At 51.4% G+C, this 15,972-nt stretch carries 13 protein-coding genes, 1 tRNA gene and 1 pseudogene; 9 read left to right on the forward strand and 6 right to left on the reverse strand.

The window, feature by feature from the left end; all coding sequences use genetic code 11:
- Positions 1 to 97 precede the first annotated feature (97 nt).
- The 6 genes and pseudogenes from cydD (at position 98) to ACJHYW_RS07480 (ending at position 5,175) form a co-directional block, all read left to right on the forward strand.
- Positions 98 to 1,864 (forward strand): heme ABC transporter permease/ATP-binding protein CydD, encoded by a 1,767-nt coding sequence (cydD, locus tag ACJHYW_RS07455; protein ID WP_061092630.1) that lies wholly within the window; start codon positions 98 to 100, stop codon positions 1,862 to 1,864.
- On the forward strand, positions 1,865 to 3,586 hold the full coding sequence (gene cydC / locus ACJHYW_RS07460) for a heme ABC transporter ATP-binding protein/permease CydC (RefSeq protein WP_061092629.1): 1,722 nt from the start codon (positions 1,865 to 1,867) through the stop codon (positions 3,584 to 3,586). It begins immediately after the preceding gene.
- Between the two features lie 41 nt (positions 3,587 to 3,627).
- Positions 3,628 to 4,332, forward strand: coding sequence for a leucyl/phenylalanyl-tRNA--protein transferase (gene aat / locus ACJHYW_RS07465; RefSeq protein WP_001241678.1), 705 nt, complete (start codon positions 3,628 to 3,630; stop codon positions 4,330 to 4,332).
- 203 nt (positions 4,333 to 4,535) lie between these two features.
- Positions 4,536 to 4,688: pseudogene (locus ACJHYW_RS07470) on the forward strand (hypothetical protein); the annotation flags it as partial.
- Positions 4,616 to 4,834: a translation initiation factor IF-1 gene (gene infA, locus ACJHYW_RS07475; RefSeq protein ID WP_001040187.1), complete on the forward strand. Its 219-nt coding sequence runs from the start codon at positions 4,616 to 4,618 to the stop codon at positions 4,832 to 4,834. The pseudogene ACJHYW_RS07470 and the gene infA, both read left to right, overlap by 73 nt.
- Positions 4,835 to 5,087: 253 nt before the next feature.
- A tRNA-Ser gene (locus ACJHYW_RS07480) sits at positions 5,088 to 5,175 on the forward strand.
- Positions 5,176 to 5,458: 283 nt separating this feature from the next.
- Here the strand turns inward: ACJHYW_RS07480 and clpA are convergent.
- The 3 genes from clpA to yljB all read right to left on the reverse strand — a co-directional run bounded on the left by clpA (position 5,459) and on the right by yljB (position 8,259).
- Positions 5,459 to 7,735: an ATP-dependent Clp protease ATP-binding subunit ClpA gene (clpA, locus tag ACJHYW_RS07485; protein ID WP_000934036.1), complete on the reverse strand. Its 2,277-nt coding sequence runs from the start codon at positions 7,733 to 7,735 to the stop codon at positions 5,459 to 5,461.
- Positions 7,736 to 7,765: 30 nt separating this feature from the next.
- On the reverse strand, positions 7,766 to 8,086 hold the full coding sequence (gene clpS / locus ACJHYW_RS07490; RefSeq protein ID WP_000520781.1) for an ATP-dependent Clp protease adapter ClpS: 321 nt from the start codon (positions 8,084 to 8,086) through the stop codon (positions 7,766 to 7,768).
- Between the two features lie 98 nt (positions 8,087 to 8,184).
- On the reverse strand, positions 8,185 to 8,259 hold the full coding sequence (gene yljB / locus ACJHYW_RS07495; protein ID WP_001406719.1) for a protein YljB: 75 nt from the start codon (positions 8,257 to 8,259) through the stop codon (positions 8,185 to 8,187).
- Positions 8,260 to 8,408: 149 nt separating this feature from the next.
- Between yljB and cspD the strand changes: the two genes are divergently transcribed.
- Positions 8,409 to 8,633 carry a cold shock-like protein CspD gene (gene cspD / locus ACJHYW_RS07500; protein ID WP_000410785.1) on the forward strand — a complete coding sequence of 75 codons (225 nt, stop codon included), beginning with the start codon at positions 8,409 to 8,411 and terminating at the stop codon, positions 8,631 to 8,633.
- A 72-nt stretch (positions 8,634 to 8,705) separates the two neighbouring features.
- Here cspD and macB read toward each other — a convergent pair whose 3' ends face one another.
- A complete protein-coding gene (gene macB, locus ACJHYW_RS07505; protein ID WP_000188136.1) occupies positions 8,706 to 10,652 on the reverse strand; it encodes a macrolide ABC transporter ATP-binding protein/permease MacB in 1,947 nt (648 codons plus the stop codon).
- Positions 10,649 to 11,764 carry a macrolide transporter subunit MacA gene (gene macA / locus ACJHYW_RS07510; RefSeq protein WP_000746460.1) on the reverse strand — a complete coding sequence of 372 codons (1,116 nt, stop codon included), beginning with the start codon at positions 11,762 to 11,764 and terminating at the stop codon, positions 10,649 to 10,651. Before macA ends, macB begins: the two co-directional genes overlap by 4 nt.
- 150 nt (positions 11,765 to 11,914) lie before the next feature.
- Here macA and ACJHYW_RS07515 point away from each other — a divergent pair, with 150 nt between their 5' ends.
- Positions 11,915 to 12,871, forward strand: a complete 957-nt coding sequence (locus ACJHYW_RS07515; RefSeq protein ID WP_130090942.1) for a VirK/YbjX family protein — start codon at positions 11,915 to 11,917, stop codon at positions 12,869 to 12,871.
- On the opposite strand, the gene ACJHYW_RS07520 is transcribed toward ACJHYW_RS07515, so the two are convergent.
- Entirely contained in the window at positions 12,868 to 14,526 is a 1,659-nt protein-coding gene (locus ACJHYW_RS07520; RefSeq protein ID WP_061092627.1) for an ATP-dependent endonuclease, read from the reverse strand. The genes ACJHYW_RS07515 and ACJHYW_RS07520 overlap by 4 nt on opposite strands.
- A gap of 425 nt (positions 14,527 to 14,951) precedes the next feature.
- On the opposite strand from ACJHYW_RS07520, the gene aqpZ reads away from it, so the two are divergent.
- Positions 14,952 to 15,647, forward strand: coding sequence for an aquaporin Z (gene aqpZ / locus ACJHYW_RS07525; protein WP_001361933.1), 696 nt, complete (start codon positions 14,952 to 14,954; stop codon positions 15,645 to 15,647).
- The last annotated feature ends 325 nt before the right edge of the window (positions 15,648 to 15,972 follow it).

A 15,972-nucleotide genomic window follows, 5' to 3' on the forward strand; every position in this document is an offset into this window, starting at 1 on the left:
AGAAGGCGACACCATGCGACTATGGGTCGCCTTTATTTTTTCCTCGTTGTAACATTGCTCTGCAAATAATTCTGATAACTCACCTGCTAAGCGTGCAATGAATAAATCCCGTCAAAAAGAGTTAACCCGCTGGTTAAAACAGCAAAGCGTCATCTCCCAACGTTGGCTGAATATTTCTCGTCTGCTGGGCTTTGTGAGCGGCATATTGATCATTGCCCAGGCCTGGTTCATGGCGCGAATTCTGCAACATATGATTATGGAGAGTATTCCCCGTGAAGCCCTGCTGCTTCCCTTTACGTTACTGGTTCTGACCTTTGTACTGCGCGCATGGGTAGTCTGGTTACGCGAACGAGTGGGTTATCACGCCGGGCAACATATCCGCTTTGCCATCCGCCGTCAGGTTCTCGACCGTCTGCAACAAGCAGGGCCAGCATGGATTCAGGGTAAACCGGCGGGGAGCTGGGCGACGCTGGTACTCGAGCAAATTGACGATATGCATGATTACTATGCACGCTACCTGCCGCAAATGGCGCTGGCAGTGTCGGTGCCGTTGCTGATTGTGGTGGCTATCTTCCCCTCTAACTGGGCTGCGGCGCTCATTCTGCTGGGCACTGCTCCGTTAATTCCGTTGTTTATGGCGCTGGTTGGAATGGGGGCTGCCGATGCTAACCGACGTAACTTTCTCGCTCTTGCTCGCTTAAGTGGGCATTTTCTCGATCGCCTGCGCGGCATGGAAACATTGCGTATTTTTGGTCGTGGTGAAGCTGAAATTGAAAGTATTCGTTCTGCTTCGGAAGATTTCCGCCAACGGACAATGGAAGTGCTACGGCTGGCGTTTTTATCCTCCGGCATTCTCGAATTTTTTACCTCGCTGTCAATTGCTCTGGTGGCGGTCTACTTTGGTTTTTCCTATCTCGGCGAGCTGGATTTTGGTCACTACGATACTGGCGTGACGCTGGCTGCGGGTTTTCTGGCCCTGATCCTTGCGCCGGAGTTTTTCCAGCCATTACGCGATCTCGGTACGTTTTATCATGCTAAAGCCCAGGCTGTTGGTGCAGCTGACAGTCTGAAAACGTTTATGGAAACCCCGCTTGCCCATCCGCAGCGTGGTGAGGCGGAATTAGCATCGACCGATCCGGTGACCATTGAAGCCGAGGAGCTGTTTATTACATCACCAGAAGGTAAAACGCTGGCTGGACCGCTGAACTTTACTTTGCCAGCAGGCCAACGTGCAGTGTTGGTTGGTCGCAGCGGTTCAGGTAAAAGCTCACTGCTGAACGCGCTTTCTGGTTTTCTCTCATATCAGGGATCGCTACGAATCAACGGGATAGAATTACGCGATTTATCACCGGAATCATGGCGTAAGCATCTCTCCTGGGTTGGGCAAAACCCACAATTACCGGCAGCAACACTACGGGATAACGTACTACTGGCACGACCTGATGCCAGCGAACACGAGTTACAAACAGCGCTGGATAACGCCTGGGTCAGTGAGTTTCTACCGCTCCTGCCACAAGGCGTTGATACGCCTGTTGGCGACCAGGCTGCCCGCCTTTCCGTGGGGCAGGCACAGCGCGTGGCGGTGGCCCGAGCATTACTAAATCCCTGTTCGCTATTACTGTTGGATGAACCCGCTGCCAGCCTTGATGCTCACAGTGAACAGCGCGTAATGGAGGCGCTTAATGCCGCCTCTCTGCGCCAGACAACGTTAATGGTCACCCACCAGTTAGAAGATCTTGCTGACTGGGATGTCATTTGGGTAATGCAGGATGGTCAGATTATTGAGCAAGGACGTTACGCGGAATTAAGTGTGGCTGGTGGCCCTTTCGCCACATTGCTGGCCCATCGTCAGGAGGAGATTTAAATGCGCGCTTTGCTACCCTATCTGGCACTGTATAAACGTCATAAATGGATGTTAAGTCTTGGTATTGTGCTGGCAATTGTCACGCTGCTCGCCAGTATCGGTCTGTTGACACTTTCCGGCTGGTTCCTCTCCGCCTCAGCGGTAGCGGGGGTTGCCGGACTGTACAGCTTCAACTATATGCTACCCGCTGCGGGCGTGCGTGGCGCAGCAATCACCCGTACTGCCGGGCGCTATTTTGAACGTCTGGTAAGTCACGACGCGACTTTCCGCGTGTTGCAGCATCTGCGCATTTATACCTTCAGCAAATTGCTGCCCCTCTCCCCTGCCGGACTGGCGCGCTATCGTCAGGGCGAATTGCTCAACCGCGTGGTGGCGGATGTTGATACGCTCGATCATCTTTACCTGCGCGTTATCTCGCCGCTGGTGGGCGCTTTTGTGGTGATTATGGTGGTGACAATCGGGTTAAGTTTCCTTGATTTCACCCTCGCCTTTACGCTGGGCGGCATTATGTTACTGACGCTTTTCCTTATGCCACCACTGTTTTATCGTGCGGGAAAAAGCACCGGGCAAAATCTGACTCATCTTCGCGGGCAGTATCGCCAACAACTGACGGCCTGGCTGCAAGGGCAAGCTGAGCTGACCATTTTTGGTGCCAGCGATCGTTATCGCACGCAGTTAGAGAATACCGAAATTCAGTGGCTGGAAGCGCAACGTCGTCAATCTGAACTCACCGCATTGTCACAAGCGATAATGCTGCTCATTGGCGCGTTAGCGGTGATCCTGATGCTGTGGATGGCGTCTGGCGGCGTTGGCGGCAATGCTCAACCCGGCGCGTTAATTGCCCTGTTTGTCTTCTGCGCGTTAGCCGCGTTTGAAGCACTGGCACCAGTAACGGGTGCATTTCAGCATCTGGGGCAAGTCATTGCCTCTGCCGTACGGATCACTGACTTAACGGATCAAAAACCGGAAGTCACCTTCCCTGATACCCAAACTCGTGTTGCCGATCGTGTTTCGCTGACATTACGGGATGTTCAGTTCACTTATCCAGAGCAATCCCAACAGGCACTTAAAGGGATTTCTCTTCAGGTAAACGCCGGAGAACATATAGCGATTCTCGGGCGAACCGGATGCGGCAAATCAACATTGTTACAACTGCTGACCCGCGCATGGGACCCGCAACAGGGCGAGATTTTGCTTAACGATAGCCCCATAGCCAGCCTGAATGAAGCGACTCTACGACAGACCATCAGCGTTGTGCCACAGCGAGTGCATCTGTTTAGCGCCACGCTGCGTGATAATCTGTTACTCGCCTCGCCTGATAGTAGTGATGAGGCTCTGGCGGAGATCTTGCGTCGCGTTGGTCTGGAGAAGCTGCTCGAGGATGCAGGTCTCAACAGTTGGTTGGGTGAAGGCGGACGCCAGCTCTCCGGTGGTGAACTGCGCCGTCTGGCTATCGCCCGTGCGCTGTTACATGATGCGCCACTGGTATTGCTGGATGAACCTACCGAAGGCTTAGATGCCACAACTGAAAGTCAGATCCTTGAATTACTTGCAGAAATGATGCGTGAGAAAACGGTGTTAATGGTCACCCATCGACTTCGCGGGCTCTCTCGTTTCCAGCAAATAATAGTGATGGACAACGGGCAAATTATTGAGCAAGGTACTCACGCAGAACTGCTTGCCCGACAGGGGCGTTATTACCAGTTTAAGCAGGGTTTGTAAGCTATTATTGAACGATCCGACTTGCGTGGAGTTTTGCGGTCATGCGCCTGGTTCAGCTTTCTCGCCATTCAATAGCCTTCCCTTCCCCGGAAGGCGCATTACGTGAGCCTAACGGCCTGCTGGCACTGGGGGGCGATCTTAGCCCTGCGCGCCTGTTAATGGCTTACCAGCGTGGTATTTTTCCGTGGTTTTCTCCAGGCGACCCCATCCTCTGGTGGTCGCCCGATCCCCGCGCGGTGCTATGGCCAGAATCACTGCATATCAGCCGTAGTATGAAGCGATTTCATAAACGCTCGCCCTATCGAGTCACGATGAATTACGCTTTTGGTCAGGTCATTGAAGGCTGTGCCAGCGATCGCGAAGAAGGAACCTGGATCACGCGTGGCGTGGTCGAAGCCTACCATCGCCTTCACGAACTCGGTCATGCCCACTCTATTGAAGTCTGGCGTGAAGATGAGCTTGTCGGCGGTATGTACGGCGTGGCCCAGGGAACGCTATTTTGTGGCGAGTCCATGTTCAGCCGGATGGAAAATGCGTCTAAAACGGCGCTTCTGGTATTCTGTGAGGAATTTATTGGTCATGGCGGTAAGCTTATCGACTGCCAGGTCCTTAACGATCACACAGCTTCGCTTGGTGCCTGCGAAATTCCCCGCCGGGATTATCTAAATTATCTCAATCAAATGCGCCTCGGACGATTGCCGAATAATTTCTGGGTACCACGGTGCTTGTTTTCACCACAAGAATGAATGTTTTCGGCACATTTCTCCCCAGAGTGTTATAATTGCGGTCGCAGAGTTGGTTACGCTCATTACCCCGCTGCCGATAAGGAATTTTCGCGTCAGGTAACGCCTATCGTTTATCTCACCGCTCCCTTATACGTTGCGCTTTTGGTGCGGCTTAGCCGTGTGTTTTCGGAGTAATGTGCCGAACCTGTTTGTTGCGATTTAGCGCGCAAATCTTTACTTATTTACAGAACTTCGGCATTATCTTGCCGGTTCAAATTACGGTAGTGATACCCCAGAGGATTAGATGGCCAAAGAAGACAATATTGAAATGCAAGGTACCGTTCTTGAAACGTTGCCTAATACCATGTTCCGCGTAGAGTTAGAAAACGGTCACGTGGTTACTGCACACATCTCCGGTAAAATGCGCAAAAACTACATCCGCATCCTGACGGGCGACAAAGTGACTGTTGAACTGACCCCGTACGACCTGAGCAAAGGCCGCATTGTCTTCCGTAGTCGCTGATTGTTTTACCGCCTGATGGGCGAAGAGAAAGAACGAGTAAAAGGTCGGTTTAACCGGCCTTTTTATTTTGTGATATGTAGGAAGTACTTTGGAAGTATAAGTCCATAACTTGTCTCGATGTAGATATACTGCACAACTTGTTTACAGTATGAGCAAACAATAATTATCATTAAAATTCTTCTTGACCGTTTTACTCCAACTCCCTATAGTAGCGCCCCGTTGCCCCCCATGAGGTCAGGCAGCAAAACAATTTGGTGAGGTGTCCGAGTGGCTGAAGGAGCACGCCTGGAAAGTGTGTATACGGCAACGTATCGGGGGTTCGAATCCCCCCCTCACCGCCATATTCAAAGAAGAGCTCGTACGAAAGTACGGGCTTTTTTTCGCATTTTATCTGCCTGTACGGCAGTGAACTCAAATACTACACGTCTAGCCCGTTGTTAATAAAGCAAAACCATCTCATTTTCCTGCTGCCCCCCTTTTTTATCCTTACCTACCCGCAGCACTAATTATCAATAACTTACCATCATCATCAAAAAAAGGGTCTGAACCTCCTCCACCCCATAAACAAAAAGTCCGTAACCTCTTTCGAGATTACGGACTTCACCAACCTACCTAACAATTAGATTAATGCGCTGCTTCCGCCTTGTGCTTTTGTGCACTCTGGAATCCATAAGTCAGCTCATTTTTCTCTTTATCCAGCGCAACCGTCACCTGACCGCCGTCCACCAGCGAACCAAACAACAGTTCGTTGGCGAGCGGTTTTTTCAGGTTGTCCTGGATGACACGCGCCATCGGACGTGCGCCCATTGCCCGGTCGTAACCTTTCTCGGCCAGCCAGTTACGCGCTTCCTGGCTCACTTCCAGAGAAACACCTTTCTGATCCAGCTGAACCTGCAACTCGACGATGAATTTATCCACTACCTGATGGATCACGTCGGAGGAGAGATGATCGAACCAGATAATGTTGTCGAGACGGTTACGAAACTCCGGCGTAAAGATCTTCTTGATCTCTTCCATCGCATCGGTACTGTTGTCCTGGTGGATAAGACCAATCGATTTACGCTCAGTTTCTCGTACCCCAGCGTTGGTGGTCATCACCAATACCACGTTACGGAAGTCCGCTTTACGTCCGTTGTTATCGGTCAGCGTACCGTTGTCCATCACCTGCAACAGAATATTGAACACGTCCGGGTGCGCTTTCTCGATTTCGTCCAGCAGCAGCACCGCATGTGGATGCTTGATGACCGCATCAGTCAGCAAACCGCCCTGATCAAAACCAACGTATCCCGGAGGTGCACCAATCAGACGGCTGACGGTATGGCGTTCCATATACTCGGACATATCAAAGCGCAGAAGCTCAATGCCCAAAGCTTTCGAAAGCTGTACCGTCACCTCTGTTTTCCCGACCCCGGTAGGGCCGGCAAACAGGAACGAACCGACCGGTTTATGTTCGTGACCTAAACCTGCACGCGCCATCTTAATGGCTTCAGTCAGCGCCTCAATGGCTTTATCCTGACCGAAGACCAGCATTTTCAGGCGATCGCCGAGGTTTTTCAGGGTATCGCGGTCACTCTGAGAAACACTCTTCTCTGGAATGCGTGCAATACGGGCCACCACGGACTCAATATCCGCCACATTAACGGTTTTCTTGCGTTTGCTGACCGGCATCAGACGCGCGCGAGCGCCCGCTTCGTCGATAACATCAATCGCTTTATCCGGCAGATGACGATCGTTAATGTATTTCACCGCCAACTCTACCGCCGCACGCACCGCTTTTGCGGTATAACGCACGTCGTGGTGCGCTTCATACTTCGGTTTCAGGCCATTGATGATTTGAACAGTTTCTTCGATCGACGGTTCAGTAATATCAATTTTCTGGAAGCGACGCGCCAGAGCACGGTCTTTCTCGAAAATGTTGCTGAACTCCTGATAGGTTGTCGAACCAATTACGCGAATTTTACCGCTGGAGAGCAGCGGTTTGATCAGGTTAGCCGCATCGACCTGGCCACCAGACGCTGCACCCGCACCGATAATGGTGTGGATCTCATCAATAAACAGGATGCTGTTAGTGTCCTGCTCCAGCTGCTTGAGCAACGCTTTAAAACGTTTTTCAAAGTCGCCGCGATATTTTGTGCCCGCTAACAGAGAACCGATATCGAGAGAGTAAATCGTACAGTCAGCCATCACTTCCGGCACATCGCCCTGAACAATTCGCCAGGCAAGACCTTCCGCAATCGCGGTTTTACCGACACCAGACTCCCCCACCAGCAGCGGGTTGTTTTTACGGCGACGGCAGAGAACCTGAATAGCACGCTCCAGCTCCTTCTCACGACCAATCAGTGGGTCGATTCCGCCCACTCGCGCAAGCTGATTCAGGTTCGTCGTGAAATTCTCCATACGTTCCTCCCCACCAGCTTGTTCTTCGCTGTTTGGCTGGCTGCCAGGATCAGAAGACTGTGTCGGCTCGTCTTTACGCGTGCCATGAGAGATAAAGTTCACCACATCGAGACGGCTGACTTCATGTTTACGCAACAGATATGCCGCCTGCGACTCCTGTTCGCTAAAGATAGCGACCAAAACGTTTGCACCGGTAACCTCATTGCGACCGGAGGACTGGACATGGAAGACCGCACGTTGCAGTACACGCTGAAAACTCAGCGTCGGCTGTGTGTCGCGCTCCTCTTCACTGGCAGGCAGAACGGGTGTGGTTTGTTCAATAAAGGCTTCCAGTTCCTGACGGAGCGCAACCAAATCCACAGAACACGCTTCCAGCGCCTCCCGGGCAGATGGGTTACTGAGCAGCGCCAGTAACAAGTGCTCGACGGTCATAAACTCATGACGGTGCTCGCGCGCTCTGGCGAAAGCCATATTTAAACTGAGTTCCAGTTCTTGATTGAGCATAGGCACCTCCCCCAATTTTTATGCCTGCATTCAGGCTTTTTCTAGCGTACACAGCAATGGATGCTCATTCTCCCTCGCGTACTTGTTCACCATCGCCACTTTGGTTTCTGCAACCTCAGCGGTAAAGACTCCGCAAATGGCCTTCCCCTGGTAGTGAACAGCGAGCATCAATTGCGTTGCACGTTCTACATCATAAGAAAAGAATTTTTGTAACACGTCAATAACAAACTCCATCGGAGTATAATCATCATTGACTAATATCACTTTATACATAGATGGCGGTTTTAGCGCGTCGCGAACTTTTTCTTCCGCCAGTTGATCAAAGTCCAGCCAGTCGTTCGTTTTACCCATTGTCAGTTATCATCTTCGGTTACGGTTATCGGCAGAACGCCCTGCCGCTGACAAGAGCTTATTTGCCTGACCAATCTACTCCACATGATAGATAACTATCATCTATCGTTGGCATCAGCGACATCTGTCACATTCCTGTCAATAGCGTTAACTGCTTCAAATTTTTGATTCATACCTGCCCCCTGGCCCCTGTCAAATGCTTGACGGCTCGCCCTAATTCTCTAAATTGTATTTCTAGAGTTGGCGAGGTTTTGAACAGCCCCCTCTCTGACCCCGGTTTATTCCATCTTACTTGTATAAGATTTGCGAAGGATGTCGAAGCATGGAAAAGGGTACTGTTAAGTGGTTCAACAATGCCAAAGGGTTTGGTTTCATCTGCCCTGAAGGCGGCGGCGAAGATATTTTCGCTCATTATTCCACCATTCAGATGGATGGTTACAGAACGCTAAAAGCTGGACAATCCGTTCAGTTTGATGTCCACCAGGGGCCAAAAGGCAATCACGCCAGTGTTATTGTGCCCGTCGAAGTAGAAGCGGCAGTCGCATAGCTCTTCTGTCTCATTGTGTACATCCTAAAGGCAAAATGCCAGCCCGATCGGCTGGCATTTTTATCGCAAAAATTACTCTCGTGCCAGAGCATCTACTGGATCCAGTCGTGCCGCATTTCGTGCGGGTAACCAGCCAAATAAAATCCCGGTGACCGTCGAGCAGAGAAACGCCAGCAGCAGTGCCAACGGTGAAAAACCAATCTCCCAGCCGGGTAAGAAAAGCTGCAAGGTGAAAGCAATTAACAGTGACAGTGTTATTCCCAACGCGCCACCGACCAGGCAAACCAGTACGGCTTCGATCAGAAACTGTTGCAAAACATCGCTTGCTCGCGCACCTACAGCCATGCGAATGCCAATTTCCCGCGTCCGCTCGGTCACTGACACCAGCATAATATTCATTACACCAATACCGCCCACCACCAGCGAAATCACCGCCACCAGCGTCAGAAACAGTTGTAAAGTACGTGTGGTCTTTTCAACGGTTTTCAAGACGCCATCCATGTTCCAGGTAAAGAAATCCTTCTTACCGTGGCGCAGTGAAAGTAAACGCGTGAGTTGCTGTTCCGCCTCGGCGCTGTCAAATCCTTCTTTCACCCTGACAGTAATGGAGTTCAGCCACGACTGGCCCATAACTCGCCCGGACATCGTGCTGTAAGGTAGCCAGACACGCAGCACTTTACTGCTACCAAACATCGACTGTTTTTCTTCCGCCACACCAATGACTCTGGCGGGCATATTGCCGACCAGAATCACCTCGCCAACCACATCTGCTTTATGGGGGAAAAGCTGGCGGCGAGTATTACTGTCGAGAACCACCACCTGCGCACGACCGTTCAGCTGCTCCTGATTAAAGGTGTTCCCTTCACTGAAGGTCATGCCATAGACATTAAAATAATCGCCGCTCACGCCATTGGCACTGGCAGCCACATCGACATTGTTATAACGCAGGCGCAGGTTTTGCGAGACGGCAGGTGTGGCTGAGGCGACCCACGGTTGTTTTTGAATGGCGATTAAGTCGTCGTACTTCAGCGCCTGCTGATATTGCGGATCGTCATCGCCAAAATCTTTCCCGGGATAGACATCAATAGTATTCGTACCAATAGAACGAATATCCGCCAGCACCATTTGTTTGGCGGCGTCGCCCACCACGACAATGGAAACCACCGACGCAATACCGATAATAATCCCCAGCATGGTCAGTAAAGTACGCATTTTATTCGCTGCCAGCGCCCGCCATGCCATCGTCAGCGCTTCGTTAAAACCGCTGACAAATTGCCGCCAGCCAGAGGCCGTGTTGACAACAGGTTCCGTCCCGCCAGCAACATTCACTTTTTCAATGGCGGGAGGATTGCGCACAATTTCACCGTCACGAATTTCGATCACCCGCTCGGCCTGAGCAGCGACCTGCGGATCGTGGGTAACGATAATCACCGTATGCCCGCGATCGCGCAGCTGATGCAGGATCGCCATCACCTCTTCGCCAGAATGGCTGTCCAGTGCGCCGGTTGGTTCATCGGCAAGAATTACCTGACCGCCGTTCATCAATGCCCGCGCGATGCTGACACGCTGTTGCTGACCACCCGAAAGCTGTGCCGGATAATACTCTGTACGGTCTTCCAGCCCCAGTCGTTGCAGCAACTCCTGGGCGCGAAGCAGCCGCTGTTTCCGCTCAAGACCGGCATAGACGGCGGGTACTTCAACGTTCTGCTCGGCGGTTAAATGCGAAAGCAAATGGTAACGCTGGAAAATAAAGCCGAAGTGTTCGCGACGCAGTTGCGCCAGCGCATCGGCGTCCAGCGTGGCAACATCCTGACCGGCTACGCGATAGGTGCCGCTGGTGGCCTTATCCAGGCAGCCGAGAATATTCATCAGGGTCGATTTGCCGGAACCCGAAGCGCCAACAATCGCTACCATCTCACCGGCATAAATATCGAGGCTGATGCCCTTCAGCACCTCAACCTGCTCATCACCGGCAGGATAGCTGCGACGAATATCCTTTAATTCGAGCAAAGGCGTCATTGTGCAGCTCCTGGTTTGGCCTCACCAATCACCACTTCATCGCCCGCTTCCAGCCCTTTGACAATCTCAACATCGGTATCGTTACGTGCGCCAATCGTCACTTCACGCTCGCGTGTTTCACCATTACGCAACAATTTGACTTTATAACGATTATCGCCAACCGGATCGCCTAACGCCGACAGAGGGATCGTCAGCACATTTTTCACATCGGTGAGCTGAATATGCACTTGCGCGGTCATATCCAGCCGCAGCAAACCATTGGGGTTGGGTACTTCAAAACGGGCGTAATAGAAAATAGCGTCGTTAACCTTTTCCGGCGTCGGTAGCACATCCTTGATTTGCCCCTCGTAGCGCGTCAGTGGATCGCCAAGCACCGTAAACCAGGCTTTTTGCCCCGGCTTCAGGTGGATTACATCCGCTTCAGAAACCTGCGCTTTTACCAGCATGGTGCTCATATCTGCCAGCGTCAGAATGTTCGGTGCTTGTTGTGCGGCAATCACCGTCTGGCCTTGCAGAGTGGTGATTTGTGTGACTTCCCCGGCCATCGGGGCAACGATGCGGGTGTAATCGAGATTGGTTTTAGCCGTATCGAGTGAGGCCTGATTGCGCTTGATTTGCGCGTCAATGGTGCCAATTTGCGCCTGTTTCACAGCCATCTCCGTCGCGGCGGTATCGAGATCCTGCTGTGAAACCGCTTGCGTTTGTGCAAGACGTTGCTGACGGGAATACGTCACCCGCGCCAGTTTCAGCTCCGCTTCCGCCTGCTGCCGCTGCGCGCGTAGCTCCATCAGAGTTGCTTCCACCTCCTTGATCTGGTTTTCAGCCTGTTCAGGATCAATAACCCCTAAAAGCTGGTCTTTTTTTACTTTATCGCCAATCGCCACCGACAGCGTTTTCAACTGACCGCTGACCTGCGCGCCCACATCAACCTTACGCAGCGCGTCCAGCTTTCCGGTCGCCAGCACGCTTTGCTGTAAATCACCGGGGCGCACAATCAGCGTCTGATAAGTCGGCACGGGTGCGTTAAGAATTCTCCATAACGTAATCAGCCCGGCAATGACTATCACCAGCGCAATAACGTAACGCTTCTTCACGGTTTTCCGCTTTTTCATAAATATTCTGAATACTCCATATGCCAATCCGGGTCATTAACTTCAACGAAATATCAACAAAACCCTAAAATTTACGTTAGTAATCACACTATTGATGTTTGGTTAAGATACGCAATGGTGAAATCGACGTCATGTATAACCATTGATTTCATGAATATGTCGCAGCTAACTGAACGGACCTTTACGCCATCTGAATCTCTCAGCAGCCTGTCACTTTTTCTTAGTCTGGCACGTGGACAGTGTCGGCCGGGTAAATTCTGGCATCGCCGTAGTTTTCGCCAGAAATTTTTGCTGCGCTCGTTGATTATGCCGCGTTTAAGCGTTGAGTGGATGAACGAACTTTCCCACTGGCCCAATCTCAATGTGTTGTTAACGCGCCAGCCGCGACTGCCTGTGCGTCTGCATCGCCCTTACCTTGCGGCGAATCTTAGCCGTAAGCAATTGCTGGAGGCGTTACGTTACCATTATGCGTTACTCCGCGGGTGTATGTCGGCGGAAGAATTCAGCTTATATTTGAATACCCCCGGGCTGCAACTGGCGAAGCTGGAAGGCAAAAACGGCGAGCAGTTCACACTTGAGCTGACCATGATGATCTCAATGGATAAAGAAGGTGACAGCACAATCCTGTTCCGCAACAGCGAAGGTATTCCTCTGGCAGAGATCACGTTTACCCTGTGTGAATATCAGGGGAAAAGAACAATGTTTATTGGCGGACTGCAAGGCGCAAAATGGGAAATTCCACATCAGGAAATCCAGAATGCGACGAAAGCCTGCCACGGGCTATTTCCCAAACGCCTTGTGATGGAAGCGGCCTGTCTGTTTGCCCAACGTTTGCAGGTAGAGCAGATTATTGCCGTCAGCAATGAAACGCATATTTACCGCAGCCTGCGTTATCGTGATAAAGAAGGCAAGATCCATGCCGATTACAACGCGTTCTGGGAGTCGGTTGGCGGCGTATGTGATGCTGAACGCCATTACCGCCTTCCGGCACAGATAGCACGAAAAGAGATTGCCGAAATCGCCAGTAAAAAACGGGCTGAATACCGTCGGCGCTATGAGATGCTCGACGCTATTCAGCCACAAATGGACACGATGTTTTGTAGTTAGTCGGCCCGACCGCGCGCCAGCCACAGCACGCGTGAGAACATTTTTTTCAGCAGCGTCGGTACGGAATCCACACCACGACGTCCGGCCTCCATTGCCACTTCAATGGCAAGATCGGGTTTGGAAGAGCGATGGATCGCTTTCGAGATAATTTTGCGCAGATTTATCGGTACATTTTCCGGGATTTGCGCCACGCGGTGGAACACATCGGAAAATCCCTGGCGATACATAAAATGTTCCATATCCAGCGCCGGTAACGCCGTTAAATGTTCTCGTTCGGCTTCCCGATCGTTATTCAACAGGCTGCGTACCGTAGCGGCATATTTCTTCCCTGCTTCATCGCCATCGACCAGTACATGCCATTCAATCCCCATTCGCCGGGCAAATTTCACCAGTGGTTTTAGCCCGGACTGGGCAAATTCAATGACCTTAATCCCTTCGGCATCGAAATGGTGTCCACACTGGCGCGCCAGTTCGTTGATAACCCAGGTTTCTGTTTCCCCTTCCACCAGCAGCCAGCAGCGTGCAAACAGCGATGATGGACGATTAAAACGAATGTGGAAAGAGATGCGTCGGCTATCTTCGGTACTCAAACCACTCGGCCCCAGACGCCAGGCGGCAACGCGCGAGGACTCACGTACCAGTCGGCAAACATGCTCTACCGGCGTTAACGAAAGCAACTCTCCCGAGTTGGTAGTAGCGATGCGCTGCAATGGCAGAAGATTCAACAGATGCCAGGCAACTGAAAGCATAATGGGGTGTAAACGGGTTTCTGGATCTTCGATCAGCAACAATGGACGGGCGTCTTTATCCAGTCGCAATGTGCCTTTTGCCTGCAACAAAGTAGCAAACAGGCCGAGCAAAATAACCCGATACGAGCGCCCACCAGGTCGGTCAATCATCCGGTTGATGATATCCAGATAGCGCCAGCTTCGTTGCTCATTGCTGGCTCGCCGCCGCATTAAACGATATCGCGCCTGTCCGACCCCCTGCTCAGAGAAATAATGCTCAAGCAGCTGTACCATTGCGGAAAGTCCCTGACGAATCTGTCCATCAGAGAGATTTTGCGGATGTGAGGACAACTCACGGGCGAGGAAATCGAGCTGGCGCGCGGTGACTTCCACATTAGGGACATTTGGCACCGTGCCGTTACGAATACGGCGCATAAAACGGGCATCACGCAAGCGCAGCACCGGCATTAAACGCACCAGATGGCGTGCCTGATCGTTAATATCCTCGACATCAATCGGATGTCCGTCTTTATCGAGAAAACTGCGGAGTGTCATCACGCTGCCGTCTTCCGCACTCTCCCCTTCCAGACGATAAAAAATACGGTGATAGCCATCGGTGCATGGCGTCCAGCACGCTTCCAGTGGCCGATAGCGGCGTACCCGATGTCGGCCTGGCAGCGATTCGCGGAAGGTCAAAATAATATGCAGATGATGTTCCCGTCCGTTGATATCTCCCGGCGGGAACCAGAAATCGTCGCGCTCAAAATGGTAGAGATCTGATTCTGGCGATAGCAGCAGGGTTAAGGCGTCCAGCAAGCTGGATTTACCCCACGCGTTCTCCCCAATCAGGACGTTGTTTTGTTCCAGCATCAACGACAAACGGTTGATACCGCGAAAACCCACAATTTCAACGCGCTCAAGAATCATATCCCCTCCAGAAATATGTGACTTATCCTTTACGCTGGCAGTATAACGGGAAAGGCCATGCTAATACGTGATGACATCACATTTAAGCATGGCAAATGTCTGAAAAATGAGCGAATAATCGCGTTATACTCCCTCTTGCTGATAAGCCTGCAAAAACAACAAAATCAAATAATTAGCATGATAAATTATTTTTTATTACGCCTAAAGGATTAAATCTTTTGCTTGCACTACACTGTCAATCAGACAAATGACTATATGGGGCAACCCGCTGTTGCCCTAAATCAAATTTACTGGATTTATTTATCTGGTGAATGACTCGCCTTCGTTTTTAAAATAGCCGCGCATTATTTCCGTCGTCACTTTTTTACGACGACCCTATAAAAAGACCATATTTTTCACAGGGTCAATTTTTAATTGAGGTGGATATGTTCAGAAAATTAGCAGCTGAATGTTTTGGTACTTTCTGGCTTGTTTTTGGTGGCTGTGGTAGTGCCGTACTGGCCGCAGGCTTCCCGGAATTAGGCATTGGTTTTGCCGGCGTGGCGCTGGCATTCGGTCTGACCGTTCTGACGATGGCCTTTGCTGTTGGTCATATTTCTGGTGGTCATTTTAACCCGGCGGTCACTATTGGTTTATGGGCTGGCGGACGTTTCCCGGCAAAAGAAGTCGTTGGCTACGTAATTGCCCAGGTTGTCGGCGGTATTGTTGCGGCGGCGCTGCTGTATTTAATTGCCAGTGGTAAAACGGGTTTTGACGCGGCAGCCAGCGGTTTTGCTTCTAACGGTTATGGCGAGCATTCGCCAGGCGGTTATTCCATGCTTTCCGCGCTGGTAGTTGAACTGGTATTGAGTGCAGGTTTCCTGCTGGTGATCCACGGCGCAACCGACAAATTCGCTCCTGCTGGTTTTGCGCCGATCGCTATTGGTCTGGCCTTAACCCTGATTCACTTAATCAGTATTCCGGTGACTAACACTTCTGTTAACCCGGCGCGCAGCACCGCGGTTGCTATCTTCCGGGGCGGCTGGGCGTTAGAACAACTGTGGTTCTTCTGGGTGGTGCCAATTGTCGGCGGTATTATCGGTGGTCTGATTTACCGGACTCTACTGGAAAAACGTAATTAATTAACGCAGAAGGCCTGGCGCAATGTCAGGCTTTTTTTAAAATGTTGTTATATGTTGATTCATCATCTTGTTGCGCTCCTTTCATGAGCTAAGCCACATATTGCCACTGGCGCAAGGAGCGCGCAGGGGGCGGCCAATCGCCGCCGCCCCCTGCACCCCCGGGCTCTGGCGAACAAAATCGCCGCTGCGCGGTACCCTCGGCTTATCCCTTGCGGCTACCGGGTCGGGCGCGAGGTAACATATATGGACGCTCCCGGAATGCAATGCTTTCTTCAGTTATGTAATAAAACGGGTAGGTGCAGCCATATATCCGGTTTCTGATGGG

The organism is Escherichia sp. WS3063 (genome assembly GCF_046486595.1).
GTDB classification, from domain to species: Bacteria; Pseudomonadota; Gammaproteobacteria; order Enterobacterales; family Enterobacteriaceae; genus Escherichia; species Escherichia coli.